We start from the raw sequence: 24,803 nt of genomic DNA on the forward strand, positions 1-24,803 counted from the left end.
CCCGTGACAGAGCGCGCGCACCGACTCTCCGGGCGGTCGGACCACCTGACCCGGCACATCTTCGTCACCGGGGGAGTTGCCTCCTCTCTCGGCAAGGGCCTGACGGCGAGCAGCCTCGGCCGACTCCTCCGCTCGCGTGGCCTGACGGTCACCATGCAGAAGCTCGACCCGTACATCAACGTGGACCCGGGCACCATGAACCCGTTCCAGCACGGCGAGGTTTTCGTGACCGACGACGGTGCGGAGACAGACCTCGACGTCGGCCACTACGAGCGGTTCCTCGACGTGAACCTCGTCGGCTCGGCGAACGTCACGACCGGCCAGGTCTACTCGCAGGTCATCGCGAAGGAGCGGCGCGGCGAGTACCTCGGCGACACCGTCCAGGTCATCCCGCACATCACGGACGAGATCAAGGCGCGCATGCGCTCGCAGGCGTCCGACGACGTCGACGTGATCATCACCGAGATCGGCGGCACGGTCGGCGACATCGAGTCGCAGCCGTTCCTCGAGGCCGCCCGCCAGGTGCGCCACGACCTCGGCCGCGACAACGTGTTCTTCCTGCACGTGTCGCTCCTGCCGTACATCGGCCCGTCCGGCGAGCTGAAGACCAAGCCCACGCAGCACTCCGTCGCCGCGCTGCGCAGCATCGGCATCCAGCCCGACGCGATCGTGCTGCGCGCGGACCGCGAGGTCCCGGAGTCGATCAAGCGCAAGATCGCGCTGTTCTGCGACGTCGACGTCGACTCGGTCGCGATCGCCAAGGACGCGCCGAGCATCTACGACATCCCGCGCGTGCTGCACTCCGAGGGCCTCGACGCCTACGTCGTGCAGCGGCTCGGCCTGCCGTTCCGCGACGTCGAGTGGAGCGGGTGGGACGAGCTCCTCAAGCGCGTGCACGAGCCCGCGCACTCGGTCGAGATCGCGCTCGTCGGCAAGTACATCGACCTGCCCGACGCGTACCTGTCGGTGACGGAGGCCCTGCGTGCGGGTGGCTTCCACCACGACGCGAAGGTCGTCATCCGCTGGGTCACGTCCGACGACTGCCAGACGCCGCAGGGCGCGCAGTCGGCGCTCGAGGGCGTGGACGCGGTGCTCGTGCCCGGCGGGTTCGGCGTGCGCGGCATCGAGGGCAAGCTCGGCGCGCTGCGCTGGGCGCGCGAGAACCGCGTGCCGACGCTGGGCCTGTGCCTGGGGCTGCAGTGCATGGTCATCGAGTACGCGCGCAACGTGCTGGGTCTCGAGGGCGCCTCGTCCTCGGAGTTCGACGACGACCCGACGCACCCCGTCATCGCGACGATGGCCGAGCAGCTCGCGATCGTGGGCGGCGGCGGCGACCTGGGCGGCACGATGCGCCTGGGGGCGTACGACGCGGTCCTGACCCCGGGCTCCGTGGTCGCCGAGACCTACGGCGCCACGCGGATCAGCGAGCGGCACCGTCACCGGTACGAGGTCAACAACGCCTACCGCGACAAGCTCGAGGAGGCCGGCCTGGTGATCTCGGGCGTCTCGCCCGACACGTCGCTCGTCGAGTTCGTCGAGCTGCCGCGCCAGGCGCACCCGTACTACGTCTCGACGCAGGCGCACCCGGAGTTCAAGTCCCGGCCGACGCACGCGCACCCGCTGTTCGCGGGGCTCGTGGGCGCTGCGCTCGCCCGCAAGGACGAGAGCTGAGCACCGACGAGGAGCCGCGCGACCGCGCGGACGAGCACCCCGTCCTCGAGCACGAGGTCGTCCACCACGGGCGGGTCTGGGACCTCGCGCGTGACGTGGTCGACCTCGGGGAGTCGCAGGTCGTGCGCGAGTACGTGGCGCACACGGGTGCCGTGGCCGTCATCGCCCTGGACGACGAGGACCGCGTCCTGCTGCTGTCGCAGTACCGCCACCCCGTGCGGCACGTGCTGTGGGAGCCGCCCGCGGGGCTGCTCGACGTCCCGGGCGAGGACCCGGTGCGCGCGGCGGCTCGCGAGCTCGCGGAGGAGGCCGACCTCGTGGCCGGTCGCTGGTGGCGGTTGGTGGAGTTCTTCACGACCCCGGGCGGGTCGTCCGAGCGGATCACCGTCTTCCTGGCACGCGACCTGACGCCCGTGCCGGACGCCGACCGGTTCGTCCGCGAGGACGAGGAGGCGTCGATGGTGCCGGTATGGGTACCGCTCGACGAGGCCGTCGCGGGCGTGCTGGGCGACCGGTTCGCGAGCCCGTCCACCGTGGTGGGTGTGCTCGCGGCGGCCGCGGCGCGTGCGCGAGGCTGGGAGACGCTCGAGTCCGTCACTCCCTGAGCCGAGGGGTCGGACCAGACGAGGGCGGGGTCGGGACTGCGTCCCGACCCCGCCCTCGTCGTCTCGGGCGTCAGCGGCTGGTGCTGCGCCGGTACTGCGCGTTCGCGAGCGGGATGAACACGACCAGGAAGATGACCGTCCAGATCAGGGTGTAGAGCTCCGCGTGCTGCAGCGGCCATGACGTCGGCTCGGGGACGCCCGCCGGGATGTTGCCGAACAGCTCACGCGAGGCCTGCGTCACGGCCGAGACGGGGTTCCACTCGGCGAACGTCTGCAGGACCTTCGGGAGTGACTCGAGCGGGACGAACGTGTTCGCCACGAACGTGAGCGGGAAGATCACGATGAACGTCGCGTTGTTGAACACCTCGACGCTCGGGACGAGCATCCCGAGCCACGCCATGATCCACGAGATCGCGTAGGCGAACACGATGAGCAGCGCGAACCCGAGCAGGGCCTCGGGCACCGAGCTGTGGATCGCCCAGCCGACCAGCAGTCCCGTGAGGGACATGACGACGAGGACGAGGACGTTGTTCACCACGTCGGACAGCGTGCGGCCGGTCAGCACGGCCGAGGGCGCCATGGGCAGGGACCGGAACCGGTCGATGATGCCCTTCTTCACGTCCTCCGCGAGCCCCGCGCCGGTGATGGTGGCGCCGAAGATCACGGTCTGCGCGAAGATCCCTGCCATGAGGAACTCGCGGTAGGCGCCCGGGTCGGTGCCGCCGGGCACCTGGATGGCGCCGCCGAACACGTACGCGAAGAGCAGCACGAACATGATCGGCGAGAGCGTCGTGAAGACCAGCAGGTCGGGGACGCGCTTGATCTTGATGATGTTGCGGCGTGCGACGACGTGGGCGTCGCTCAGCACGGTGGGGAGCGCCATCACGCACCCTCCTTCGTCGTCGTCGTCTCGTCGTCCTCCGCGGGGCGGCCCGTGAGCGTCAGGAACACGTCGTCGAGCGTGGGGCGCCGCAGCCCGACGTCGTCGAGCGCGATCTGCGCCTGGTCGAGCAGACGCAGCGCCTCGGTGAGGGTGCGGGCACCGCCGGTCACGGGCATGACGAGCGAGCGGCGGCCCTCGTCGAGCGTCGCGTGCCCCACGCCGAGCGGCGCGAGCAGCTCGCCCGCGCGCGCGAGCGTGGACGCGTCGGACACCGACAGCTCGAGACGCTCGCCGCCGACCTGGAGCTTGAGCTGGTCGGCCGTGCCCTGCGCGATGACCTTGCCGTGGTCGATCACCACGATCTCGTCGGCCAGCACGTCGGCCTCCTCGAGGTACTGCGTGGTGAGCAGGAGCGTCGTCCCGCTCTTGACCAGCGTCTGGATGACCTCCCACATGTCCGCGCGCCCGCGCGGGTCGAGGCCCGTCGTCGGCTCGTCCAGGAAGATCACGGGCGGGCTCGCGACGAGCGCGCCCGCCAGGTCGAGCCGGCGGCGCATGCCGCCGGAGTACGTGCGGGACGGGCGGTCCGCGGCGTCCTCGAGGCGGAACTGCGCGAGGAGCTCGCGTGCCCGCTCGCGCGAGCGCGCCTTGCCCAGGTGGTACAGCCGCCCGATCATCTCGAGGTTCTCGTACCCGGTGAGGTACTCGTCGACCGCCGCGTACTGACCCGACAGGCCGATGCGCCGGCGGACGGCGCGCGGGTCGTGCAGCACGTCGACGCCGGAGACCTGCGCGGTGCCCGCGTCGGGCCGCAGGAGGGTCGCGAGGATGCGGACGGTGGTGGTCTTGCCCGCGCCGTTCGGCCCGAGGAGCCCCAGGACGCTGCCCTGGGGGACGGTGAGGTCGACGCCGTCGAGCGCGACGACCTCCTTGTAGCGCTTCACGAGCCCGCGCGCGACGACGGCGGGCTGCGCCTGCGGTGCGGCGTCCGGCGGGGCCGAACCCGCGGAGGCGTGCCGGCCTGCGTGCCGGTCGAAGGTGTCGTCGGTCATGGTCGCGACTCTAGGTGTGACCTCCGACACGGAGCATCCCGTTTTGCCCCGAAGTGCTCCCGGCGCCGCGGCCCGCCGCCGCGTCGTCGCGCGCTCAGACCGCCTGCGTGACCCGCGGCGTCCCGTCGACCGACCGGGTCCGCGTGGTCAGCCACACGCGCGTCGTCCCGGCCGCGAGGAGCGCGGCACCCACCAGGTGCAGGTTCACGAGCGCGATCGGCAGCCCTGTCGCGGTCTGGACGTACCCGATCGCGCCCTGCGCGACCGTCAGCCCGAGCAGCACCAGCGACGCCCGGTGGGCCGCGAGCGCCCGCGTCCCCGCAGGACCGCCGCGGCGCGTGCGCCAGAGCACCGCGACGAGCACGGCGGTGAACGCCCACACGGCCGCGGCGTGCACGCGCGCCATGAGCAGCGGGTCGACCGCGAGCCGGTAGCCGACCTCGTCGTCGCCCGAGTGGGGGCCCGCGCCCGTCGTCAGCGTGCCGAGCACGAGGACGACGACCATGAGCCCGGCCGCGAGGTGCGTCAGGAGCAGGGTCGTGCGGTCGACGAGCGGCGCGGGCACGCCGTCGCCGCCCTCGTCGGCGCGGTGCAGCAGCACCAGGGACGCGGAGACCAGCGCCATCGAGATCAGGAAGTGCGTCGAGACGAGGATCGGCGGCAGCGCCAGGAGCACGAGCACGCCGCCGACGACCGCCTGCGCCACGACACCCGCGAGCGGCACCCAGCCGAGCAGGCGGAACGAGCGGGAGCGGGCGCGGTCCGGCCACACGACGTACGCGACCGCGACGGCCGCGAGCGTGAGCACGAACGTCATGAGCCGGTTCCCGAACTCGACGAACACGTGGTAGGTGGTCGCGTCGTGCAGCACCGGGACGAAGCTGCCCGGCTCGCACTGCGGCCACGTCGAGCAGCCGAGCCCGGACGCGGTGAGGCGCACCGCACCGCCGGTGGCGACGATCGCGATCTGGAGCACGAGGTTCGCGACGAGCACCGCGCGCACGTGGCCGCGCAGCCAGGCCAGCAGGGCCACCCAGCGGCCGCGCAGGCCGCGGGCCGGCTCGCGGTCGGGGACGACGGACGTGGGGCTCGCACTCACGGTGACCAGCCTAGGCCGAGCCGTCCGGCAGCCGGGCCGCGGACGGACCGGGAGGCCTGTGACGTTGCGCGCGCCGCGCGGTCAGTGCCAGCGGAAAAGGCGCCCGGCGCCCCACCCGAGCGCCGCGGTCCAGCCGACCAGCACGACGACCGACCAGGCGGGCAGCGTGCCGTGCTGGAACGCTCCCCGCATGGCCTCGCCCAGCGCACCCGACGGCAGCAGCAGCGCGAGGTGGGAGAGCGGGCCGGGCAGGCGGTCCGCGGGGACGATCACGCCGCCGGCGATCGCGAGGAGCAGCAGCGCGAGGTTCGCGACCGCGAGCACCGCCTCCGCGCGCAGGGTGCCCGCCACGAGCATCGCGAGCGACGTGAACGCGGCGGTCCCGAGCAGCACGGCGACGAGCGAGAGCGCGACGCCGCGCGCGTCGGGGCGCCAGCCGAGCGCGACCGCGGTGAGCCCGATCACGAGCACCTGCACGAGCTCGACGACGAGCACGCCGAGCACCTTGCCCGCGAGCAGCCCGCCGCGGCCGAGCGGCGTGGTCGACAGCAGCCGCAGCACGCCGTTGCGGCGGTCGAACGCCGACGCGATCGCCTGCGACGTGAACGACGACGTCATGACGGCGAGCGCGAGGATGCCGGGCGTGAAGAAGTCGATACGGCTCAGCCCGCCGGTGTCGACGTCGAGCACGTCGGCCTGCACGAGCCCGACGAGCGCGAGCACGGGCACGATCACCGTCACCATCAGCTGCTCGCCGTTGCGCAGGATCGCGCGCGCCTCGAACGAGGTCTGCGCGAGGACGCGCGTGCGGCGCGACGAGGAGCCCGCGTGGGTGCGTGAGCCGGTGGGCTCGGGCCGGGGCGGTCGGGGTCGGGCCGTCTCGGGTCCGGTCGGCGCGGGGTTCATCGCAGAGTTCATCGCAGGGTCCGCCCGGTCAGGTCGAGGAAGACGTCCTCGAGCGTGCGGCGGCCGACGGTCAGCCGGGTCGCGAGCACGTCCTGCTCGGCGAGCCAGCGGGTCAGGGCGGCGACGGTCGTCGGGCCGACGGTGCCGACGACCGCGTAGCTGCCGGGTGAGGTCTCCGTCGTCGTGACACCCGGTCCGTCGGCCGTGAGCGCGGCGGTGAGCGCGACCACGTCGAGCCCGGGCGTCGCGTCGAGGCGCAGCGTGCGGTCGTCACCCGACGAGACCAGGTCGCGCACCGAGCCCTGCGCGATGACCTTCCCGTGGTCCACGACGACCACGTGGTCCGCCAGGTCCTCGGCCTCGTCCATGAGATGCGTGGTGAGCACCACGGCCACGCCCTCGTCGCGCAGCTCGCGGACGAGCTGCCAGACGGCGTGGCGGGACTGCGGGTCCATACCGGCGCTGGGCTCGTCGAGGAACGCGACCTGGGGTCGGCCGACGACGGCCGCGGCGAGCGCGAGACGCTGGCGCTGACCGCCGGACAGGCGTCGCACGGTGGTGCGCGCGAACGAGCCGAGCCCGAGCCGCTCGGTGAGCTCGTCGAGCGGGCGCGGGTCGGCGTACATGCGCGCGACGTGCTCCAGCATCTGCGCGGCGGGCACGCCGGTCGGCAGACCGCCGTCCTGGAGCATCACGCCGACCCGGGGGCGCAGCTCGCGCGCGTCGTCGACCGGGTCGAGCCCGAGCACGCGCACGGTGCCCGCGTCGGGCCGGCGCAGGCCCTCGCAGCACTCGACCGTCGTCGTCTTGCCCGCGCCGTTCGGCCCCAGGACGGCGGTGACGGCGCCGGGCCGTGCGACGAGGTCGAGGCCGTCGACGACGGCGCGGTCGCCGTAGCGCTTGACGAGACCGGAGATCTCGACGGCCTGCTCGGCGACGGGGGAGGCGGGCACGGACGACGAGTCTAGGTGGGCCGCGCGCGGGACGCCCTGACGCTCCGCGTCGAGCCAGCGGTGGGGGACGTCACACCTCGACCGGGCGGCCGCGAAGGGTTGCCTTGCTTGCGCACGGGGAATTTGGCAACAACCATGTTGTCGATATCGATCGTGCCCGCAGGTCGCGTCGCACGACGAAGCAGCCGACGAGCGGAGGTGGGATGAGCGAGCTCACGCACGCGGTCCCGCTCCCGGGGCCCGGCGAGGACACCACGGACGCGTCGACGCGGCAGCGAGTCCTGCAGCTCGTCGCCGGCGAGGGGCCCATCACGGCCGCCGACCTCGCCGCACGGCTCGACCTGACGCCCGCCGCGATCCGGCGGCACCTGGGCGTCCTCGAGACCGCCGCCCAGATCGCGGTGCACGACGGGATCGGTCACGGACCGGCCCGCCGCGGCCGGCCCGCGAAGCGGTACGTCGTGACGGCGCTCGGTCAGAGCGCGCTGTCGCAGCGTTACGCGGAGATCGCGACCGACGCGCTGCGGTTCCTCGCGGACACGGTCGGGACCGAGGCCGTCGAACGGTTCGCGGCGCAGCGCGTCGCGGAGCTCGAGGCACGGCTCGCGCCGCGCGTCGAGGGCGCGGCGGGAGTCGACGTGGCGGGACGCGTCGAGCTGCTCGCGGACGCGCTGTCGGACGACGGCTACGCGGCGACGGCCCGCACGGTGCCCGGCCTGCACGCCGTCCAGCTGTGCCAGGGCCACTGCCCGGTGCAGCACGTCGCGCACGAGTTCCCGCAGCTGTGCGACGCCGAGACGCGGGCGTTCTCGCGCCTGCTCGGCGTCCACGTGCAGCGGCTCGCGACCCTCGCGGGCGGCGGGCACGTGTGCACCACGAACATCCCGGTCGCCCAGCCGCCACCCGCGGCCGACGTCGCCCCGACCACGAACCCCCCTGTGCTCGCCCCGGAAGGAACGAACGCATGAGCGCACCTACGCAGGACCCGGCACAGCCGATGACGCAGGACGAGGCCATCGCCTCGATCGGCAGCTACAACTACGGCTGGCACGACACGGACACCGCGGGCGCGACCGCGAGGCGCGGCCTCTCGGAGGACGTCGTGCGGGAGATCTCCCGGCTCAAGAACGAGCCGGAGTGGATGCTCAAGACGCGCCTGAAGTCGCTGCGCATGTTCGAGAAGAAGCCCATGCCCTGGTGGGGTGCGGACCTGTCGGGCATCGACTTCGACAACATCAAGTACTTCGTGCGGTCCACGGAGAAGCAGGCGGCCAGCTGGGACGACCTGCCCGAGGACATCAAGAACACGTACGACCGGCTGGGCATCCCCGAGGCGGAGAAGCAGCGCCTCGTCGCCGGTGTCGCCGCGCAGTACGAGTCCGAGGTGGTCTACCACCAGATCCAGGAGTCGCTCGAGGAGCAGGGCGTCATCTTCCTCGACACCGACACCGGCCTGCGCGAGCACCCGGAGATCTTCGAGCAGTACTTCGGCTCCGTGATCCCCCCGGGCGACAACAAGTTCGCGTCGCTCAACACCGCGGTGTGGTCGGGCGGCTCGTTCGTCTACGTCCCGCCGGGCGTGCACGTCGAGATCCCGCTGCAGGCCTACTTCCGGATCAACACCGAGAACATGGGCCAGTTCGAGCGGACGCTGATCATCGCCGACGAGGGCTCGTACGTGCACTACGTCGAGGGCTGCACGGCGCCCGTGTACTCGTCGGACTCGCTGCACTCGGCGGTCGTCGAGATCATCGTCAAGAAGAACGCCCGCGTGCGGTACACGACGATCCAGAACTGGTCGAACAACGTGTACAACCTCGTCACCAAGCGGGCGACCGCTGCCGAGGGCGCGACCATGGAGTGGGTCGACGGCAACATCGGCTCCAAGGTGACGATGAAGTACCCGGCGATCTACCTCATGGGCGAGCACGCGCGCGGCGAGACGCTGTCGATCGCGTTCGCCGGCGAGGGCCAGCACCAGGACGCGGGCTCCAAGATGGTGCACGCCGCGCCGCACACGTCGTCGTCGATCGTCTCGAAGTCGGTCGCGCGCGGCGGTGGCCGCACGTCGTACCGCGGTCTGGTGCAGATCCTCGAGGGGGCCTCGCACTCCGCGTCGAACGTGCTGTGCGACGCGCTTCTCGTCGACCAGATCTCCCGCTCGGACACCTACCCGTACGTCGACGTCCGCGAGGACGACGTGTCGATGGGCCACGAGGCCACGGTGTCCCGCGTGAGCGAGGACCAGCTGTTCTACCTGATGTCCCGAGGCATGCCGGAGACGGAGGCCATGGCGATGATCGTGCGCGGGTTCGTCGAGCCCATCGCGCGTGAGCTGCCCATGGAGTACGCCCTCGAGCTCAACCGCCTCATCGAGCTGCAGATGGAAGGGGCCGTCGGCTGATGACGACCACCACGAACGAGTCGGCGCTCTCGACCGACCACTCCCGCGCGGTCGCGGACGGCGCGCACACGCACGGTGTGGGCGGTGTGCCGGAGGCCTCGCGCGCCGAGCGCAGGACGTCCTTCGACGTCGCGGACTTCGCCGTCCCCACCGGCCGCGAGGAGGAGTGGCGGTTCGCTCCCGTCGCCCGCCTCGCGCCGCTGTTCGCCGCGGACTCGGGCGGCGTGCTCGACGGGCACGGCGTCCTGACGACCGTCGTCGAGTCGCCCGAGGTCGTCGTCGAGATCGTCGACCGCGGCGACGCGCGTCTCGGTGTCGTCGGCAAGCCGGGCGACCGCGCGGCGGCCGTCGCGTGGGCCTCGGCGCCGCGCGCCACGCTCGTGACGATCCCGCGGGAGGCCGTGACCTCGAAGGTCACGTCGATCCGCATCGAGGGCGTCGAGGGCGCGGGCACGCAGGAGGCGCCGCTCGAGCCGAGCGCCGCGCACCTCGTCGTGCGGGCCGAGGCGATGTCGCAGGGCACCGTGGTCATCGACCACGTCGGCCACGCCGCGCTCACCGAGACGGTCGAGATCGTCGCCGAGGACGGCGCGCACCTCACGGTCGTGTCCGTGCACGACTGGGCCGAGGGCTCCGTGCACGCCGCGTCGCACCGCCTCAAGGTCGGCCGTGACGCGACGGTCAAGCACATCGTCGTGACGCTCGGCGGCGACGTCGTGCGCGTGACCCCCGACGCGGAGTTCGCCGGCGAGGGCGGCTCGGTCACCATGCTCGGGCTGTACTTCGCGGACGCCGGCCAGCACCAGGAGCACCGGTTGTTCGTCGACCACGCGGTGCCCAGCTGCGTGAGCCGCGTGACCTACAAGGGCGCGCTGCAGGGTGCGGGCGCGCACACGGTGTGGGTCGGCGACGTGCTGATCCGGGCCGAGGCCGAGGGCACCGACACGTACGAGCTCAACCGCAACCTCGTCCTCACCGACGGGGCGCGCGCGGACTCCGTGCCGAACCTCGAGATCGAGACCGGGCTGATCGAGGGCGCGGGGCACGCGTCCGCGACCGGCCGGTTCGACGACGAGCAGCTGTTCTACCTGCGGGCCCGCGGCATCCCCGAGCCCGACGCGCGACGCCTCGTCGTGCGCGGCTTCTTCGCCGAGCTGGTGCACGAGATCGGTGTCCCGGAGGTCGAGGAGCGGCTCATCGCCGCGATCGAGGCCGAGCTCGAGGAGTCGATGTCCGTGCTCGACCAGGTCGCCGTCGAGGGCAGCGACGCGGGTGCCGTGGTGGAGCAGGCATGACCGCACGGCTCGCGTGCTACGCGTCCGACGTGCCCACGGGGGGCACGCTGCGCGTCGAGCTCGAGGGCGAGACCGGGACCGTCGAGGTCGCGATCGTCCGCGACGACGACGGCGAGCTGCACGCGATCAGCGACATCTGCTCGCACGGCGCGGTCTCGCTGTCCGACGGCGAGGTCGAGGGCTGCACGATCGAGTGCTGGCTGCACGGCTCGCGGTTCGACCTGCGCTCCGGCAAGCCGCTCGGCCCGCCCGCCGTCACCCCCGTCCCCGTCTACCCGGTCACGCTGGACGGCGAGCGCGTGCTCGTCGACGTCGACCGGACTGTCTGACCGTCACCGAGGAGCAACCCGCATGACCACCCTGGAGATCCGCGACCTGCACGTCAGCGTCGAGACGAAGGAGGGCCTCAAGCCCATCCTGCGCGGCGTCGACCTGACCGTGAACAGCGGCGAGACGCACGCGATCATGGGCCCCAACGGCTCGGGCAAGTCGACGCTCGCGTACTCGCTCGCCGGCCACCCGAAGTACCAGATCACGGGCGGCTCGGTGCTGCTCGACGGCGAGGACGTCCTGGCGATGTCCGTCGACGAGCGGGCCCGCGCCGGCATGTTCCTGGCGATGCAGTACCCGGTCGAGGTGCCGGGCGTCTCGGTGTCGAACTTCCTGCGCACCGCGAAGACCGCGATCGACGGCGAGGCCCCCGCGCTGCGCTCGTGGGTCAAGGACGTCCGTTCCGCGATGGAGAACCTGCGCATGGACTCGACGTTCGCGGAGCGGTCCGTGAACGAGGGCTTCTCGGGCGGTGAGAAGAAGCGCCACGAGATCCTGCAGATGGAGCTGCTCAAGCCGCGTCTCGCGATCCTCGACGAGACCGACTCGGGCCTCGACGTCGACGCGCTGCGCATCGTGTCCGAGGGCGTCAACCGCGTCCGTTCGACGACCGACGTCGGCGTCCTGCTGATCACGCACTACACGCGCATCCTGCGCTACATCACGCCCGACTTCGTGCACGTCTTCGTCGACGGCCGCATCGCGGAGGAGGGCGGCCCGGAGCTCGCCGAGCGCCTCGAGAACGAGGGCTACGACCGGTTCCTGGTCAACTCCTGACCTCGTGCGGGTGCCGGGCCGCTGCCCGGCACCCGCGCACCCCACCCGTCCACGTCGAGGGGATCCGCAGTGAGCACCACCCTGGAGGCCGCCGAGCTGGCGGCGGTGCGGGCCGACTTCCCGCTGCTCGAGCGCACGCTGCGTGACGGCAAGCGGCTGGTCTACCTCGACTCGGGGGCCACGTCGCAGAAGCCCGACGTGGTCCTCGACGCCGAGCAGGACTTCTACCTGCAGCGCAACGCCGCGGTGCACCGCGGTGCGCACCAGCTCGCCGAGGAGGCGACCGAGGCGTTCGAGGACGCCCGGGCGCGCGTCGCGTCGTTCGTCGGGGTGTCGCCCGGCGAGCTCGTGTGGACGAGCAACGCGACCGCGGGCATCAACCTGGTCGCCTACGCGCTGTCGAACGCGACGGCGGGCCGCGGGGGAGCAGCGGCGCAGCGGTTCGCGCTGCGTCCCGGCGACGAGATCGTCGTCACCGAGGCCGAGCACCACGCGAACCTCGTGCCGTGGCAGGAGCTCGCGCTGCGCACGGGCGCGACTCTGCGGTGGATCGGCGTGGACGACGACGGGCGCCTGCGGACCGACGAGCTCTCGAGCGTCGTCACCGACCGCACGCGCGTGCTGGCCTTCACGCACGCGTCCAACGTGACCGGAGCGATCACCGACGTGCCCGCGTTCGTCGCCCGCGCCCGCGAGGTGGGCGCGCTCACGGTGCTCGACGCGTGCCAGTCCGTGCCGCACCTGCCGGTCGACCTGCACGAGCTCGGCGTCGACTTCGCCGCGTTCTCGGGGCACAAGATGCTCGCGCCGACCGGCGTCGGCGCGCTCTACGGGCGACGCGAGCTGCTCGAGGCGATGCCGCCGGTCACCACGGGCGGCTCGATGGTCGAGGTCGTCACGATGACCGAGACGACGTACGCCCCGCCGCCGCAGCGGTTCGAGGCCGGCACGCAGATGGTCTCGCAGGCCGTCGCGATGGGCGCGGCCGCGACCTACCTGTCCGACCTCGGGATGGACGCCGTCGCCGCGCACGAGCACCACCTGGCGGGCCTGCTGCTCGACGCGGTGGCCTCCGTGCCGGGGGTGCGGGTGATCGGCCCGACCGACACCGCAGACCGGCTCGCCGCGGTGTCGTTCGTCGTCGACGGCGTGCACGCGCACGACGTGGGGCAGGTGCTCGACGACGCCGGCGTCGCGGTGCGCGTCGGCCACCACTGCGCACAGCCGCTGCACCGCCGGTTCGGCGTGGCCGCCACGGCACGCGCGACCGCCGCGGTGTACACCACCGACGAGGAGATCGCCGTGTTCCGGGAAGCGCTCGCGGGGGTCCGGGCGTTCTTCGGACTGACGGACTGACGGACTGACGGACTGACGGACTGACGGACTGACGGCGCCCCCGGCGCCACGAGAAGGGCGACGTATGAGCAGCTCGATGGAGCAGCTGTACCAGCAGGTGATCCTGGACCACGCGAAGTTTCCGCACGGGCGAGGGCTGGGCGAGGCGGCCGACGGCGCCCGCTCGGCGCAGTCGCACCAGGTGAACCCCACGTGCGGCGACGAGGTGACCCTGCAGGTCGACGTGGACGACGCCGGTGTGGTCCGCGGGCTGCGCTGGGAGGGGCAGGGCTGCTCGATCTCGCAGGCCTCGGTCTCGGTGCTGCACGACCTGGTGCTCGACCAGCCGCTGGGCACCGTCGACACGCTCGCCGCGTCGTTCCGTGACCTCATGCAGTCCAGGGGGCAGGGGCTCGACGACGACGACGCCGAGGAGGCGCTCGGCGACGCCGCCGCCTTCACGGGCGTCGGCAAGTACTCCGCACGCGTGAAGTGCGCCCTGCTCGGCTGGGTCGCGCTGAACGACGCACTCATCAAGACCGGATCCCGGGAGGACGCATGACCACCCCCAGCACTGGCTCACCGACGACCGTCGCGGACGTCGAGGAGGCGATGCGCGACGTGATCGACCCCGAGCTCGGGATCAACGTCGTCGACCTCGGCCTCGTGTACGGGGTCGCGCTCGAGCAGAACACCGCGGTGATCGACATGACGCTCACGTCGGCGGCGTGCCCTCTCACGGACGTCATCGAGGACCAGTCCGCGCAGGCGCTCGACGGCATCGTCGACGGCTTCCGCATCAACTGGGTCTGGATGCCGCCGTGGGGCCCGGAGAAGATCACCGAGGACGGCCGTGAGCAGATGCGGGCCCTCGGCTTCAACATCTGACACACCTCGCACCCGGGCGGTGGACGGCGGACTCCTCGTCCACCGCCCGCGTTCGTGTGACGTCCCTTGCTCGTGCGAGCCGGGTCACGTTAGCGTTTCCCCAGGTCAAGAGCGATCAGCGAGACGCCCTCCGCGTGCTGGTCCGGCAACCGCGCAACCTCGCGCACGGTGCCCCGGAGGAAGACCGGCCCGGCGGCGACCGCCGCCGGGAAGTGCGAAGGGAGTACGCCCATGAGTGAGAAGTTCCTGCGCGCCGACGGTCTCGTCGAGCTGCGCCCCGCCCCCGCGGCGAGCCGGACCGGTGTCGACCTCGTCACCCGCGGGGAGCTGTGCACCGCGTGCCTGGTCGGCGACTGGGGTCTGTCGCTGCTGAGGGTCGCCAAGACGCTCTGCGACGACTGCACCTGGCTCGAGTCCGAGGTCTCGCGGCGGGCCGGAGCGGCACGCTCGCGTGCGGGTCGGACGGCCGGCGACGGGGTCGTGCAGCTCGCCGGGCTGTCCGACCCCGACGACGCGTCGTGGGCGCCGGTCCGCGCCGCGCTCCAGCTGCGCGACGCGCGCCTGACCGAGCTGCTCGACGACGCCGCGGCGTCGGGTATGGCGGTCGTCGAGCTGGACTCGGTGCGGGATCACGATCGCACCGTGCGAGCGGTCAGCCGGCAGGACGCTCTCCGGTCCGGTCTGCTCGACGACTCGGCGGAAGCACGAGTGCGTCTGTTCGCGGAGTGGCTGCGTCTGCTCGCTCCCGAGGACCACGCCGTGCGCGCCGACGTGCTGGCGGACGTCCCGGCGCTCGCGCACGCCCTGCGCGCGCACCAGGTGGGAGTGATGGCGGCCTCGGCCCGCGCTGACGTCGACCGGGTGGGCCGGGAGACGGCCCGAGCCCTCGCGACGGTGACGCGTGCGCCGCTCGCGCTGGGCGCCGTCGTGAGCCGTCTCGTTCGGGTCCGCCTGACCCGTTTCGCGCGCGCGGCCCGCGCGTAGCACCGACGCATCGCGTGGGTCCGGCTGACCTGCGTGGTGGGGGTCGCACTGGGCCGCGCCACGCAGGTCAGCCCGGCGCGGCGTGCGCTCAGCCCTTCTTCGACTTGGGGGCGCGCAGCCGGAGCCACCGCGCCTGACCCTCCTCCCGGAGCTCGACCTGCCCCTGGCGTGAGCGTACGAAGTCCGTGAACGTCGCGAAGCCGAGCGCAGCCTCGTTGTACCGGGGGTCGAGCCGCTTCATCTGCTGCTTGACCGCCGACGCCTGGCTCCAGCCGTCGGCGTCCTTCGCGACCAGCCCGAGTGCGCGTGCGAGCAGCCGCGTCGCGACCGGACCGCTGATCGGCTGTGACGATGTCTCGGGCTCGGTGCGCGCGGCCGTCGCCGTGCGCGGAGCGGTCGTCACGGGCGAGGCAGCGGTGTCGTCCGGGGCGCCCGTGACGACGGCGTCGTCGTCCTCTGCCTCGTCCGACTGCCGCACGGCCTCGTCGTAGTACTCGAACTCGTCGCACGCGGAGATCAGTGCCTTGCTGGTCCCGCCCGGCACGCCGACGCCGACGACCACGCGCCCGAGGCGCTTGCACCGCTGCGCGAGCGCGATGTAGTCGGAGTCGCCAGCCACGATCACGACGTGCGTGAGGTCGGTGAGACGGAACAGGTCCTCGAGCACGTCCACGGCGAGCCGGATGTCGGCGCCGTTCTTGGTACCGGACGCAGGGAAGAGCTGCGTGAGGTCGATCGCGCGGTCCACCAGCTGGCGCCGGTACGCCGCGTTGGCCGGCACCGACCAGTCGGCGTACGCGCGGGTCACGGCGAGCGTGCCGAACGACGACGCGTAGTCGAGGAGCGCGCTCACGTCAACCCGGGCGGCGTCGAGCCGAGGGGCGACGTCCTTACCGGCGTCACGCGCGTTGTCCTTGCGCCACGAGCCGTCACCGTGGAGCTGGTCGTAGCGGGAGATGACGATGTTGTCGAAGTCGAGATAGACGCCCACGCGGGCGGAGCTGTCGTCGGTGCTCATGCCCGGAGTCTGCCCGATGCGGGCGTCAGAGCGTGTCGGCGGCGAAGGTGTCGCACGCCGCGAGGTCGCGCTGCTGGTAGCCGGTGGTGAACCAGCGCTGGCGCTGCTCGCTCGAGCCGTGGGTCCACGAGTCGGGGTTCACGCCGCCGCCCGACTGCTGCTGGATGTGGTCGTCGCCCACGGCAGCGGCCGCGTCGATCGCCTGCGCGAGCTCGTCGGCGGTGATGGGCTTGAGGTAGGTGACACCGGTGTCGGGGTCCTCGGTGGTCGCGGCGTTGCCGGCCCACATGCCCGCATAGCAGTCGGCCTGGAGCTCGACGCGCACGGAGTCCGACCCGGCGCCCGACCCGCGGCGGTCGGAGGAGTCGAACACGCCGGTGACGTTCTGGACGTGGTGGCCGTACTCGTGCGCGTAGACGTACATCTCGGCGAGCGGCCCGCCCTTCGCGCCGAACTGGCTGGTCAGCAGGTCGAAGAAGCCCAGGTCGAGGTAGATCGTCCGGTCCCCGGGGCAGTAGAACGGCCCGGACGACGACGACGCGTCGCCGCACGCGGTCCGCACCGCGGACGTGAACTCCACGGCCTCCGGGATGTTCGCGTCCGCCTTGCGCAGGGTGGGCGTCCAGTACGTGTCGAGGGAGTCGAGGGTCGCGGACAGGCGGCACGCGCGGTCGGTGTTGGCCTGCTCGGCCGTGCAGGCACCGACGGTGCCGTCCTGACCGGGCTCGCCCCCGCCACCACCGAGGAGCGCGCCGGGGTCCACGTTGCCCCCGGACAGCAGCGTGATCGCGAGGATCACGAGCAACCCGAGACCGCCGACGCCGCCGCCGATCGCCATGCCACGCCCGCCGGCGGAGCGGCGCGACTGCACGCGTCCGCCGCCGAAGCTGCCACCCTCCTGGAACGTCACACCCGGGACGGTAGTCGGTGCACGGGCACCGCGCGATTCAGCCCTCGCCGATCCCGCGCGCGGCGAGCGCCTCGCCCGTCGCGCGTGCGTGGCCGACCATGCGCACCGCGGCCGGCACGACGAGCGCGCGCGGCGAGCGGGCGAGCCCGCGCGCCCGTGCGGCGTCGCGGGACTCGTGCGCGGCGTGCAGCAGGACGGGGACGGAGCGCAGCATGAGGCTCACCGCGAGCGCGACGGTCTGCGGGGGGAGGCCGACGTGCCGCAGCGGCCCGGCGGCACGGCGCAGCGCGTCGAGCAGGTCGTCGGCGCGCGTGGTCGCGGTGACGACGGTGGCGAGCAGGACGAGCGCGACGAGGTCGGCGGCGGTCTCGACGCCCGACGCCCAGCCGCGTGACCATGCCTGGTACCCGCCGACCAGGAGCGCGACGGCGCCGACGCGCACGAGGCCGCTGCGCGTGCGGTGCCACGAGAGTCTCGCGACGGCGTGGCTGGCGGCGGCGACGGCGAGCGCGACGAGCGCCGACGCGGCTCCGCGGACGACGAGGACGACGACGCCGGCCAGTGCGAGCGCCGCGAGCTTGCGGAGCGCGGGCGCCCGGTGCAGCACCGAGGTGCCCGGCTGGTGCATCCCGAGCGGGCCGGACCAGACGGGCCGCAGCGGCGTGCCGGGGCGGGTCACGGGACGTCGCCGGCGCGCACGGGGGACGACGCCATGAGGTCCCGGTACGCGGCGACGGCGGCGGACGGCTCGCCGTCGTGGACCACCCGGCCGTCGTCGACGACGAGGACGCGCTCGGCGTGCTGCGCGGCGTCCAGGTCGTGCGTGACGACCACGACCTGCTGCGGCAGGTCGGCGAGCAGGTCGTCGACCACCGCGCGCCAGCGCAGGTCGAGCAGCGTCGTCGGCTCGTCGCAGACCAGCACGTCGGGGTCGGTCGCGAGCACGGACGTGAGCGCGAGGAGCTGGCGCTGCCCGCCGGACAGCGCGTGCACGGGCAGGTCGGCGCGGTCCGCGAGCCCGACGCGCGCGAGTGCCGCCCGGGCCCGGGCCTCGCGCTCGCGCGCGTCGGGCACGCTGCGCCGCAGCGACAGCGCGACGTCCTCGACGGGGGTGGGCATGACGAGCTGCGCGTCGGGGTCGGTGAACACGAAGCCGACGCGCCGCCGGACGGCCGGTCCGTCGGTACGCGTGTCGAGCCCGTCGACGCGCACGGTCCCGGACGACGGCAGCACGAGCCCGTTGAGCAGGCGTGCGAGCGTCGACTTGCCGGAGCCGTTCGCGCCGACGACCGCCACGCGCCGTTCGGTGAGACGCAGCGTGACCGGGCCGAGCAGGCGCGTCACGGTGTCCGGGCCGCCCGAGGGGTCGGGCGTCCAGGCCGTGACGAGCGCCTCGCTCAGCTCGATCATCAGCGGCGCCGGCGCAGCAGGTCCGGGTAGGCGGCGAACACCGCGAGCGCGACCGCGGCCGCGAGGAGGGTCTTCACGGTGTCCCCGGGGAAGAACACGGCGCCCGCCGCGAAGGCCTCACCGGCCGTGAGGTCGGTGCGCAGCACGATGCCCGCGATGCCCAGCGGGTGGACGGTGAGCGCGGTGGCGGTGAGGCCGCTCGCGACGAGGACGAGGTAACGCGCTGGGCCGGTCGCCTTGCGCGCGGCGCTCGCGAGGACGCCCGCGAGCGCGGCGGCCAGCGGGAAGCCCAGCAGGTAGCCGACGCTGGGCCCGGCGAGCACCGCCAGGCCACCCGTGCCGCCCGAGAACACGGGCACGCCCGCGAGCCCCACGGCGAGGTAGAGCAGCACGGCGAGCGCGCCGCGGCGCCAGCCGAGCACCAGGCCGGCCAGCACGACTCCGAAGGTCTGGAGCGTGACGGGCACCCCGGTGCCCGTCGGGATGCCGGGGACGACCGCGCACACCGCGATGAACGCGGCGAAGACCGCGACGAGTGCGACGTCGGCCGTCGCGGGGAGCGCCCGCTCGGCGGGCTCGGGCAGCGCGACGTCCAGCACCGCGGCCGGGTCGGGCAGCGCGGGGGACTGCGGGGCGTCCGCGATCGCGGTCCCGGGCGGTGCGGAGTGCTGGCGTGCGTCGGTCACGGGTGGCCCCCTCGGGTCGGTGCTCCGGTGCGTCGTCGTGCGGGATCGGTCGGGTCGTCGTCCGCGCTCGTGCGCTCGTGCTCGTCGTCGCCGCGCCCGTCCGTGCCGGACGGCGCCGCCGTCCCGCCGGTGGGCGGGGGAAAGGACGACGGTCGTCACGCTAGTGCTCGTTAGGATGGACGGCGTTTGTGCGCCCGCCCAAGACAGGCGCGGGCTTTCCGGAGGAAACCACCACGTGATCACCGCCCACGGCGTCGGCCTGCGCATCGGCGCACGCGAGCTGCTCGCCGAGACCTCGTTCCGCATCGCTGCGGGCGACCGCATCGGTCTCGTCGGCCGCAACGGCGCCGGCAAGACGACCCTCACCAAGACGCTCGCGGGCCAGGCCCAGCCGACGAGCGGCACGATCACGCGCGGGGAGGTCGGCTACCTGCCGCAGGACCCCGCGACCGGTGACCTCGACGTGCTCGCGCTCGACCGCGTGCTGTCGGCGCGCGGCCTCGACGAGATCGTGCGCAGCATGCGCGCGACCGAGCAGGTCATGGCCGAGGGCACCGACGACGAGCGGGACAAGGCGATGGCGCGCTACTCGCGCCTGGAGGCCCGGTTCACCGCGGCGGGCGGCTACGCCGCCGAGTCGGAGGCGCACCGCATCACCGCGAACCTCGGGCTCGACGACCGTGTGCTCGCCCAGACGCTCGGGACGCTGTCCGGCGGCCAGCGCCGCCGGGTCGAGCTCGCGCGGATCCTGTTCTCCGGTGTCGAGACGCTCCTGCTCGACGAGCCGACGAACCACCTCGACGCCGACTCGATCGCCTGGCTGCGCGACTACCTCAAGGCGTACTCGGGCGGCTTCGTCGTCATCTCGCACGACGCCGAGCTGCTGCGCGCGACCGTCAACAAGGTGTTCCACCTCGACGCGAACCGCGCCGCGCTCGACCAGTACAACCTCGGCTGGGACGCCTACCTGCTGCAGCGCGAGACCGACGAGAAGCGGCGTCGCCGGGAGCGTGCGAACGCCGAGAAGAAGGCCGCGGCGCTGCTCGCGCAGGCGGACAAGATGCGCGCCAAGGCGACCAAGGCCGTCGCGGCGCAGAACATGGCGCGGCGCGCCGAGCGGATGCTGTCGGGCCTCGAGGAGGTCCGCGCGAGCGACAAGGTCGCCAAGCTGCGGTTCCCCGACCCGGCGCCGTGCGGGCGCACGCCGCTCACGGCGTCGGACCTGTCCAAGTCGTACGGCTCGCAGGAGGTCTTCACGGGCGTCGACCTGGCGATCGACCGCGGCTCGCGTGTCGTGGTGCTCGGTCTCAACGGCGCGGGCAAGACCACCCTGCTGCGGCTGCTCGCGGGGATCGAGACCCCGGACACGGGCGAGGTGCACCCCGGGCACGGCCTCAAGCTCGGGTACTACGCGCAGGAGCACGAGACGCTCGACCTCGAGCGCACCGTGGTGGAGAACCTGCGCTCGGCGGCGCCGGACCTCTCCGACACGCAGGTCCGCTCCGTCCTCGGCTCGTTCCTGTTCTCGGGCGACGACGCCGACAAGCCGGCGCGCGTGCTCTCGGGCGGGGAGAAGACGCGGCTCGCGCTCGCGGCGCTCGTCGTCTCGGCGGCGAACGTCCTGCTGCTCGACGAGCCGACGAACAACCTCGACCCGGCGAGCCGCGAGGAGATCCTCGCGGCGCTGCGTGGGTACCAGGGTGCCGTGGTGCTCGTGAGCCACGACGAGGGCGCGGTCGCCGCGCTGGACCCGGAGCGCGTGCTCCTGCTGCCGGACGGTGACGAGGACCTGTGGAGCGCCGACTACCTGGACCTGATCACGCTGGCCTGAGCGTGCTCAGCGGGCCGTGCGGCTCGCGTCGTCGGGCGTCTGCGCGTCGATGAGGGCGTCCTCCTCGGCCTCGGCCCGGCCCTCGCGCCGGCGGGGCCGGGCGGGGCGTGCCGGCGCGGCCGGTGCCGTCCCGCCCGTGGGCTCGGACGGCTCGAACGGCGCGCCCGTGCCGTCGCGTTCCTCGACGACCTCGCGGCGGGCGAGCCAGGCGAAGCCCAGCAGGCCGCCCAGCGCGAACGCCCACCACTGGAACGCGTACGACAGGTGCGACCCGGGGTCGAGGTCGGGTGCGGGCAACGTCCCGAGGGGTGTCGCGGGTGCCGGGTCCTCCGCGACGAGCTGCCCGTACGCGCCCGCGTAGACCGCGGCGTCCGTGAGCCCCGCGGCGGCGGCGACCTGCGCCGGGTGCAGCGCCTGCACCGACCCCGCGGGCGCGCCGCGGTCGCTCGGCTGCTCGGCGTGCCGCACGCGCACGACGAGCCCGACCTCGCCCGCGGGCGGCGGGGGCACGTCGACGCCGGCGCTCGCGTCCGCACCGGTCGGCACCCAGCCGCGGTCGACGACGAGCACCGCGTCGGTGCCCGTGACCCGGAACGGGACGAGCACGTGGTACGCCGGGTTGCCCTCGACCGGTCGGTTGCGCAGCAGGACCGTCGCGTCCGTGAGGTAGCGACCCGTCGTGCGGACCTGCGACCACTCGTCGGCGTCCGCGAGCCGGTCGCCCGGTGCAGCCAGCACGTCGGCCAGCGGGACCGGGGGAGCGTCGTAGTTGCGCTCGACCGTCGCGATCTGCGCGTCCCGCCACTCGTGGCGGTGCCACTGCCAGCGACCCAGGAACGTGCACGCCACCGCGACGAGCACACCGACGAGCACCAGGACGACGGCCCGCCGCCGGGCAGGGCTCACGGCGCGTCCGACGACGCGAGCTCCGCCACCGGGACGGTGTCCTTGAGGAAGCCGCGCACGTCGAGGAACTGCGTCAGGTGCTCGCGATGCTCGTCGCACGCGAGCCACACCTTGCGGCGCTCGGGCACGTGCAGCTTCGGGTTGTTCCACAGCAGCGCCCACGTGGCGTCCCGCCGGCAGCCGCGTGCGCTGCAGATCGGGTCGTCCACCGGGTCCGGCACGGGCAGGGTCACGCGCGGCCTCCCACGGGGTCGTCGGGTGTGTCGCCGATCCGGCGCGGCCGGCCGCCGGGGCCGATCTCGCGCAGGTCGACGAAGGGTTCGGCGTCGTCGCGACGCTCGCGGCCCGCGTTGGCGAAGATGACCGCCACGTACGGCAGCACCACGGCGGCGACGACGAGCACCAGGGACACCCACCGCGGCACGTGCGACCACGTGACGATCGTGAGCACGAAGCACACGAGGCGGACGCCCATCTGGGCGAGGTACCGGCGCTGGCGCCGGGCGACGTCCTCGGCGAGCGGTTCGGGCGCAGCGGTGATCCGCTGGACCGGCTCCTCGCCTCGACGTGACCTCACGCCTCGATCGTACGTTCCTGCGCACGGGCGCCGACCCACGGACCACGTCCGCCGCTCTTGTGCACTTCCCCCAACTGGGGCGCGACAACCTGTGCCGCGCCGGAACGGCGACGAGCGCACCTGCTCGGCTACCGTCGTGACTCGTGCCTGAGACTTCCGACAACTCCAGCGTCCCGTCCGGCGACGAGCGGCCCGCGCCGCGCGTCGTGCTCGTCACGGGCGCCAACCGCGGCATCGGCCGGGCGATCGCGCAGCGGTTCGTCGCCGCGGGGGACCGGGTCGCGACGATCTACCGGTCCGGCGAGCTGCCGCCGGGCGTGCTCGGCGTGGTCGGGGACGTGCGGGACAGCGCGTCCGTGGACGCCGCGTTCACGGCGGTCGAGGCCGAGCTCGGCCCGGTCGAGGTGCTCGTCGCGAACGCGGGCGTCACCCGCGACCAGCTCCTCATGCGGATGACGGACGAGGAGTTCGACGAGGTCCTCGACGTGAACCTCAAGGGCGCGTTCCGGTGCGTGCGCCGCGCCAGCAAGCCCATGATCCGGCTGCGTCGCGGGCGCATCGTGCTCATCTCGTCGGTCGTGGGTCTGTACGGCGGCCCCGGGCAGGTCAACTACGCGTCCTCCAAGGCCGCCCTCGTCGGGATGGCGCGGTCCATCACGCGCGAGCTCGGCGGCCGCGGGATCACCGCGAACGTCGTCGCACCCGGCTTCATCGACACCGACATGACGCGCGCGCTGCCCGAGGCGACGCAGGCGTCCTACAAGGCCGCGATCCCCGCGGGCCGCTTCGCCACACCCGACGAGGTCGCCGCGGCCGTCGAGTTCCTCGCGTCGCCCGCCGCGGGGTACGTCAGCGGCGCCGTGCTGCCTGTCGACGGCGGCCTCGGCATGGGCCACTGACCCACCCTTCGAACCCCCGCACCACGGAAGAGAGACACACACACCATGGGCCTGCTCACCGGCAAGAAGCTCCTCGTCACCGGCGTCCTGACGGACGGATCGATCGCGTTCCACGTCGCGCGACTCGCCCAGGAGGAGGGGGCGCAGGTCGTCCTGACGTCCTTCGGCCGGCAGTTCCGGCTCACCCAGGTCATCGCCCGCCGCCTGCCCGTCGAGGCGCCCGTGGTCCAGCTCGACGTCACCGACGCCGACGACCTGGCGGCGCTCGCGGACCGCGTGCGCGAGGTCGGCGTCGACCGTCTCGACGGCGTCGTGCACTCGATCGGGTTCGCCCCCCAGTCCGTCATGGGCGGCAACTTCCTCGCGGGCGAGTGGGCGGACGTGTCCACCGCGCTCGAGGTCTCCGCGTACTCGCTCAAGTCGCTCGCGGTGGCCGCGCAGCCGCTGCTCACCGAGGGCGGCTCCGTCGTCGGCCTGACGTTCGACGCCAAGTTCGCGTGGCCGGTCTACGACTGGATGGGTGTCGCGAAGGCCGCGTTCGAGTCGACCGCGCGCTACCTCGCGCGTGACCTCGGCCCCTCGGGTGTGCGCGTCAACCTCGTCTCCGCCGGCCCGATCCGCACCACCGCCGCGAAGTCCATCCCCGGCTTCGAGACGATGGAGTCGCGCTGGTCCGACCGGGCGCCGCTCGGCTGGGACGTCACCGACCCGGAGCCCGCCGCGCGCGCCGTGGCCGCGCTGCTGTCCGACTGGTTCCCCGCGACCACCGGCGAGATCGTGCACGTCGACGGCGGCGTGCACGCGATGGGTCAGTGACCCGGGCCGGTGACGCGGTGCGAGCGGGAGACGTGCCCGAGTGGCACGCTGACCCCGTGAGCACGCGACGGCTCGTGCTGCTGCGCCACGCCAAGGCGGAGCACCCCGACGGCATCCCCGACCACGAGCGCCCGCTCGCGCTCGCGGGGCGCCGGCAGTGCCCGCTCGTGGGCGCGGCGATGGCCGAGGCCGGGGTCGCTCCCGACCTGGTGTGGTGCTCCAGCGCCGTGCGGACGCGTCAGACCTGGGAGCTCGTGCGCGGCGCGCTCGGCCTCGAGCCGCCGGTCGAGTACCGCGGCGAGGTGTACGACGCGGGCGTGCGCTCGCTGCTCTCGCTCGTCGCGTCCGCTCCCGCCGCGGTGCGCACGCTCGTCGTCGTCGGGCACGAGCCGACCATGTCGCACGCCGCCGCGACGCTCGCCGGACCCGGCTCCGACGAGGCCGCGGTCGCGCGCGTGCAGGTGGGTGTGCCGACCGCGTCGTGGTCGTGGCTCGAGCTCGACGGCGCGTGGGCCGACCTCCAGCCGCGCGCCGCCCGGCTCCTGCGCCTGGTCACCGCGTCCTGACG

At 73.4% G+C, this 24,803-nt stretch carries 28 protein-coding genes and 1 riboswitch; of the genes, 15 read left to right on the top strand and 13 right to left on the bottom strand.

What is annotated here, in order from left to right:
- The first annotated feature begins 3 nt into the window (after window positions 1–3).
- Together CBP52_RS03695 and CBP52_RS03700 are read left to right on the top strand one after the other, a co-directional pair.
- Entirely contained in the window at window positions 4–1,671 is a 1,668-nt protein-coding gene (locus CBP52_RS03695) for a CTP synthase (protein ID WP_094179872.1), read from the top strand.
- The gene (locus CBP52_RS03700; protein ID WP_094182120.1) at window positions 1,668–2,276 is read left to right on the top strand and encodes an NUDIX domain-containing protein; all 609 of its coding nucleotides are present in this window, start codon (window positions 1,668–1,670) and stop codon (window positions 2,274–2,276) included. Before CBP52_RS03695 ends, CBP52_RS03700 begins: the two co-directional genes overlap by 4 nt.
- Before the next feature lie 70 nt (window positions 2,277–2,346).
- On the opposite strand, the gene CBP52_RS03705 is transcribed toward CBP52_RS03700, so the two are convergent.
- The 5 genes from CBP52_RS03705 to CBP52_RS03725 all read right to left on the bottom strand — a co-directional run bounded on the left by CBP52_RS03705 (window position 2,347) and on the right by CBP52_RS03725 (window position 7,169).
- The gene (locus CBP52_RS03705; RefSeq protein WP_094179873.1) at window positions 2,347–3,159 is read right to left on the bottom strand and encodes an ABC transporter permease; all 813 of its coding nucleotides are present in this window, start codon (window positions 3,157–3,159) and stop codon (window positions 2,347–2,349) included.
- A complete protein-coding gene (locus CBP52_RS03710) occupies window positions 3,159–4,211 on the bottom strand; it encodes an ATP-binding cassette domain-containing protein (RefSeq protein ID WP_094179874.1) in 1,053 nt (350 codons plus the stop codon). The genes CBP52_RS03705 and CBP52_RS03710 overlap by 1 nt, the downstream gene beginning before the upstream one ends.
- Window positions 4,212–4,305: 94 nt before the next feature.
- Window positions 4,306–5,310 carry a heme A synthase gene (locus tag CBP52_RS03715; protein ID WP_094179875.1) on the bottom strand — a complete coding sequence of 335 codons (1,005 nt, stop codon included), beginning with the start codon at window positions 5,308–5,310 and terminating at the stop codon, window positions 4,306–4,308.
- Window positions 5,311–5,391: 81 nt separating this feature from the next.
- Window positions 5,392–6,228 carry an ABC transporter permease gene (locus CBP52_RS03720; RefSeq protein WP_232514644.1) on the bottom strand — a complete coding sequence of 279 codons (837 nt, stop codon included), beginning with the start codon at window positions 6,226–6,228 and terminating at the stop codon, window positions 5,392–5,394.
- Complete coding sequence (locus CBP52_RS03725; protein WP_094179876.1) at window positions 6,225–7,169, bottom strand: ABC transporter ATP-binding protein; 945 nt, start codon at window positions 7,167–7,169, stop codon at window positions 6,225–6,227. The genes CBP52_RS03720 and CBP52_RS03725 overlap by 4 nt, the downstream gene beginning before the upstream one ends.
- Window positions 7,170–7,372: 203 nt before the next feature.
- Here CBP52_RS03725 and CBP52_RS03730 point away from each other — a divergent pair, with 203 nt between their 5' ends.
- From CBP52_RS03730 to CBP52_RS03770, 9 genes are all read left to right on the top strand, one after another.
- Window positions 7,373–8,137 carry a metalloregulator ArsR/SmtB family transcription factor gene (locus tag CBP52_RS03730; protein ID WP_094179877.1) on the top strand — a complete coding sequence of 255 codons (765 nt, stop codon included), beginning with the start codon at window positions 7,373–7,375 and terminating at the stop codon, window positions 8,135–8,137.
- Window positions 8,134–9,573, top strand: a complete 1,440-nt coding sequence (gene sufB / locus CBP52_RS03735) for a Fe-S cluster assembly protein SufB (protein ID WP_094179878.1) — start codon at window positions 8,134–8,136, stop codon at window positions 9,571–9,573. The genes CBP52_RS03730 and sufB overlap by 4 nt, the downstream gene beginning before the upstream one ends.
- Complete coding sequence (gene sufD, locus CBP52_RS03740) at window positions 9,573–10,868, top strand: Fe-S cluster assembly protein SufD (protein ID WP_094179879.1); 1,296 nt, start codon at window positions 9,573–9,575, stop codon at window positions 10,866–10,868. Before sufB ends, sufD begins: the two co-directional genes overlap by 1 nt.
- A complete protein-coding gene (locus CBP52_RS03745; protein ID WP_094179880.1) occupies window positions 10,865–11,197 on the top strand; it encodes a non-heme iron oxygenase ferredoxin subunit in 333 nt (110 codons plus the stop codon). Before sufD ends, CBP52_RS03745 begins: the two co-directional genes overlap by 4 nt.
- 22 nt (window positions 11,198–11,219) lie before the next feature.
- Window positions 11,220–11,975 carry a Fe-S cluster assembly ATPase SufC gene (gene sufC, locus CBP52_RS03750; protein WP_094179881.1) on the top strand — a complete coding sequence of 252 codons (756 nt, stop codon included), beginning with the start codon at window positions 11,220–11,222 and terminating at the stop codon, window positions 11,973–11,975.
- A gap of 69 nt (window positions 11,976–12,044) precedes the next feature.
- Window positions 12,045–13,331 carry a SufS family cysteine desulfurase gene (locus tag CBP52_RS03755; protein WP_094179882.1) on the top strand — a complete coding sequence of 429 codons (1,287 nt, stop codon included), beginning with the start codon at window positions 12,045–12,047 and terminating at the stop codon, window positions 13,329–13,331.
- Window positions 13,332–13,395: 64 nt separating this feature from the next.
- Window positions 13,396–13,872, top strand: coding sequence for a Fe-S cluster assembly sulfur transfer protein SufU (gene sufU, locus CBP52_RS03760; protein WP_094179883.1), 477 nt, complete (start codon window positions 13,396–13,398; stop codon window positions 13,870–13,872).
- Window positions 13,869–14,198 carry a metal-sulfur cluster assembly factor gene (locus tag CBP52_RS03765; protein ID WP_094179884.1) on the top strand — a complete coding sequence of 110 codons (330 nt, stop codon included), beginning with the start codon at window positions 13,869–13,871 and terminating at the stop codon, window positions 14,196–14,198. Before sufU ends, CBP52_RS03765 begins: the two co-directional genes overlap by 4 nt.
- Window positions 14,199–14,301: 103 nt before the next feature.
- Window positions 14,302–14,419, top strand: a riboswitch (SAM riboswitch).
- A 10-nt stretch (window positions 14,420–14,429) separates the two neighbouring features.
- Window positions 14,430–15,182: a hypothetical protein gene (locus tag CBP52_RS03770; RefSeq protein ID WP_094179885.1), complete on the top strand. Its 753-nt coding sequence runs from the start codon at window positions 14,430–14,432 to the stop codon at window positions 15,180–15,182.
- Between the two features lie 88 nt (window positions 15,183–15,270).
- Here CBP52_RS03770 and CBP52_RS03775 read toward each other — a convergent pair whose 3' ends face one another.
- Genes CBP52_RS03775 through CBP52_RS18125 form a run of 5 tightly spaced genes read right to left on the bottom strand, consistent with a single transcriptional unit; the run spans window position 15,271 to window position 19,206 of the window.
- Complete coding sequence (locus tag CBP52_RS03775) at window positions 15,271–16,200, bottom strand: NYN domain-containing protein (RefSeq protein ID WP_094179886.1); 930 nt, start codon at window positions 16,198–16,200, stop codon at window positions 15,271–15,273.
- A gap of 25 nt (window positions 16,201–16,225) precedes the next feature.
- Entirely contained in the window at window positions 16,226–17,110 is an 885-nt protein-coding gene (locus CBP52_RS03780) for a neutral zinc metallopeptidase (protein ID WP_094179887.1), read from the bottom strand.
- A gap of 37 nt (window positions 17,111–17,147) precedes the next feature.
- Window positions 17,148–17,789 carry an energy-coupling factor transporter transmembrane component T gene (locus CBP52_RS03785; RefSeq protein ID WP_232514645.1) on the bottom strand — a complete coding sequence of 214 codons (642 nt, stop codon included), beginning with the start codon at window positions 17,787–17,789 and terminating at the stop codon, window positions 17,148–17,150.
- Window positions 17,786–18,520, bottom strand: coding sequence for an energy-coupling factor ABC transporter ATP-binding protein (locus tag CBP52_RS03790; RefSeq protein WP_094179888.1), 735 nt, complete (start codon window positions 18,518–18,520; stop codon window positions 17,786–17,788). The genes CBP52_RS03785 and CBP52_RS03790 overlap by 4 nt, the downstream gene beginning before the upstream one ends.
- The gene (locus CBP52_RS18125) at window positions 18,520–19,206 is read right to left on the bottom strand and encodes a biotin transporter BioY (protein ID WP_369826287.1); all 687 of its coding nucleotides are present in this window, start codon (window positions 19,204–19,206) and stop codon (window positions 18,520–18,522) included. Before CBP52_RS18125 ends, CBP52_RS03790 begins: the two co-directional genes overlap by 1 nt.
- Window positions 19,207–19,441: 235 nt before the next feature.
- Here CBP52_RS18125 and CBP52_RS03800 point away from each other — a divergent pair, with 235 nt between their 5' ends.
- The gene (locus tag CBP52_RS03800; protein WP_094179889.1) at window positions 19,442–21,037 is read left to right on the top strand and encodes an ABC-F family ATP-binding cassette domain-containing protein; all 1,596 of its coding nucleotides are present in this window, start codon (window positions 19,442–19,444) and stop codon (window positions 21,035–21,037) included.
- 6 nt (window positions 21,038–21,043) lie between these two features.
- On the opposite strand, the gene CBP52_RS03805 is transcribed toward CBP52_RS03800, so the two are convergent.
- From CBP52_RS03805 to CBP52_RS03815, 3 genes are read right to left on the bottom strand one after another with little or no spacing between them, the layout of a single operon-like run.
- Complete coding sequence (locus tag CBP52_RS03805; protein ID WP_094179890.1) at window positions 21,044–21,943, bottom strand: SURF1 family protein; 900 nt, start codon at window positions 21,941–21,943, stop codon at window positions 21,044–21,046.
- Window positions 21,940–22,176 (bottom strand): hypothetical protein, encoded by a 237-nt coding sequence (locus CBP52_RS03810; protein WP_094179891.1) that lies wholly within the window; start codon window positions 22,174–22,176, stop codon window positions 21,940–21,942. Before CBP52_RS03810 ends, CBP52_RS03805 begins: the two co-directional genes overlap by 4 nt.
- Complete coding sequence (locus tag CBP52_RS03815) at window positions 22,173–22,520, bottom strand: DUF3099 domain-containing protein (RefSeq protein WP_094179892.1); 348 nt, start codon at window positions 22,518–22,520, stop codon at window positions 22,173–22,175. Before CBP52_RS03815 ends, CBP52_RS03810 begins: the two co-directional genes overlap by 4 nt.
- Window positions 22,521–22,663: 143 nt before the next feature.
- Here CBP52_RS03815 and CBP52_RS03820 point away from each other — a divergent pair, with 143 nt between their 5' ends.
- The 3 genes from CBP52_RS03820 to CBP52_RS03830 are packed head-to-tail and all read left to right on the top strand — an operon-like array spanning window position 22,664 to window position 24,801.
- Window positions 22,664–23,419 carry a beta-ketoacyl-ACP reductase gene (locus tag CBP52_RS03820; protein WP_094179893.1) on the top strand — a complete coding sequence of 252 codons (756 nt, stop codon included), beginning with the start codon at window positions 22,664–22,666 and terminating at the stop codon, window positions 23,417–23,419.
- Between the two features lie 45 nt (window positions 23,420–23,464).
- Window positions 23,465–24,235 (top strand): enoyl-ACP reductase FabI, encoded by a 771-nt coding sequence (gene fabI / locus CBP52_RS03825; protein WP_094179894.1) that lies wholly within the window; start codon window positions 23,465–23,467, stop codon window positions 24,233–24,235.
- 56 nt (window positions 24,236–24,291) lie between these two features.
- Window positions 24,292–24,801, top strand: a complete 510-nt coding sequence (locus tag CBP52_RS03830; protein WP_094182124.1) for a histidine phosphatase family protein — start codon at window positions 24,292–24,294, stop codon at window positions 24,799–24,801.
- Window positions 24,802–24,803 lie beyond the last annotated feature (2 nt).

Source organism: Cellulomonas sp. PSBB021, from assembly GCF_002240455.1.
GTDB classification, from domain to species: Bacteria; Actinomycetota; Actinomycetes; order Actinomycetales; family Cellulomonadaceae; genus Cellulomonas; species Cellulomonas uda.

Coding starts and splice junctions, on each gene's coding strand:
- CBP52_RS03705 (WP_094179873.1), bottom strand. CDS start 3,159: ATGGCGCTCCCCACCGTGCTGAGCGACGCCCACGTCGTCGCACGCCGC.
- CBP52_RS03710 (WP_094179874.1), bottom strand. CDS start 4,211: ATGACCGACGACACCTTCGACCGGCACGCAGGCCGGCACGCCTCCGCG.
- CBP52_RS03720 (WP_232514644.1), bottom strand. CDS start 6,228: ATGAACTCTGCGATGAACCCCGCGCCGACCGGACCCGAGACGGCCCGA.
- CBP52_RS03730 (WP_094179877.1), top strand. CDS start 7,373: ATGAGCGAGCTCACGCACGCGGTCCCGCTCCCGGGGCCCGGCGAGGAC.
- sufB (WP_094179878.1), top strand. CDS start 8,134: ATGAGCGCACCTACGCAGGACCCGGCACAGCCGATGACGCAGGACGAG.
- sufD (WP_094179879.1), top strand. CDS start 9,573: ATGACGACCACCACGAACGAGTCGGCGCTCTCGACCGACCACTCCCGC.
- CBP52_RS03745 (WP_094179880.1), top strand. CDS start 10,865: ATGACCGCACGGCTCGCGTGCTACGCGTCCGACGTGCCCACGGGGGGC.
- sufC (WP_094179881.1), top strand. CDS start 11,220: ATGACCACCCTGGAGATCCGCGACCTGCACGTCAGCGTCGAGACGAAG.
- sufU (WP_094179883.1), top strand. CDS start 13,396: ATGAGCAGCTCGATGGAGCAGCTGTACCAGCAGGTGATCCTGGACCAC.
- CBP52_RS03765 (WP_094179884.1), top strand. CDS start 13,869: ATGACCACCCCCAGCACTGGCTCACCGACGACCGTCGCGGACGTCGAG.
- CBP52_RS03770 (WP_094179885.1), top strand. CDS start 14,430: ATGAGTGAGAAGTTCCTGCGCGCCGACGGTCTCGTCGAGCTGCGCCCC.
- CBP52_RS03775 (WP_094179886.1), bottom strand. CDS start 16,200: ATGAGCACCGACGACAGCTCCGCCCGCGTGGGCGTCTATCTCGACTTC.
- CBP52_RS03790 (WP_094179888.1), bottom strand. CDS start 18,520: ATGATCGAGCTGAGCGAGGCGCTCGTCACGGCCTGGACGCCCGACCCC.
- fabI (WP_094179894.1), top strand. CDS start 23,465: ATGGGCCTGCTCACCGGCAAGAAGCTCCTCGTCACCGGCGTCCTGACG.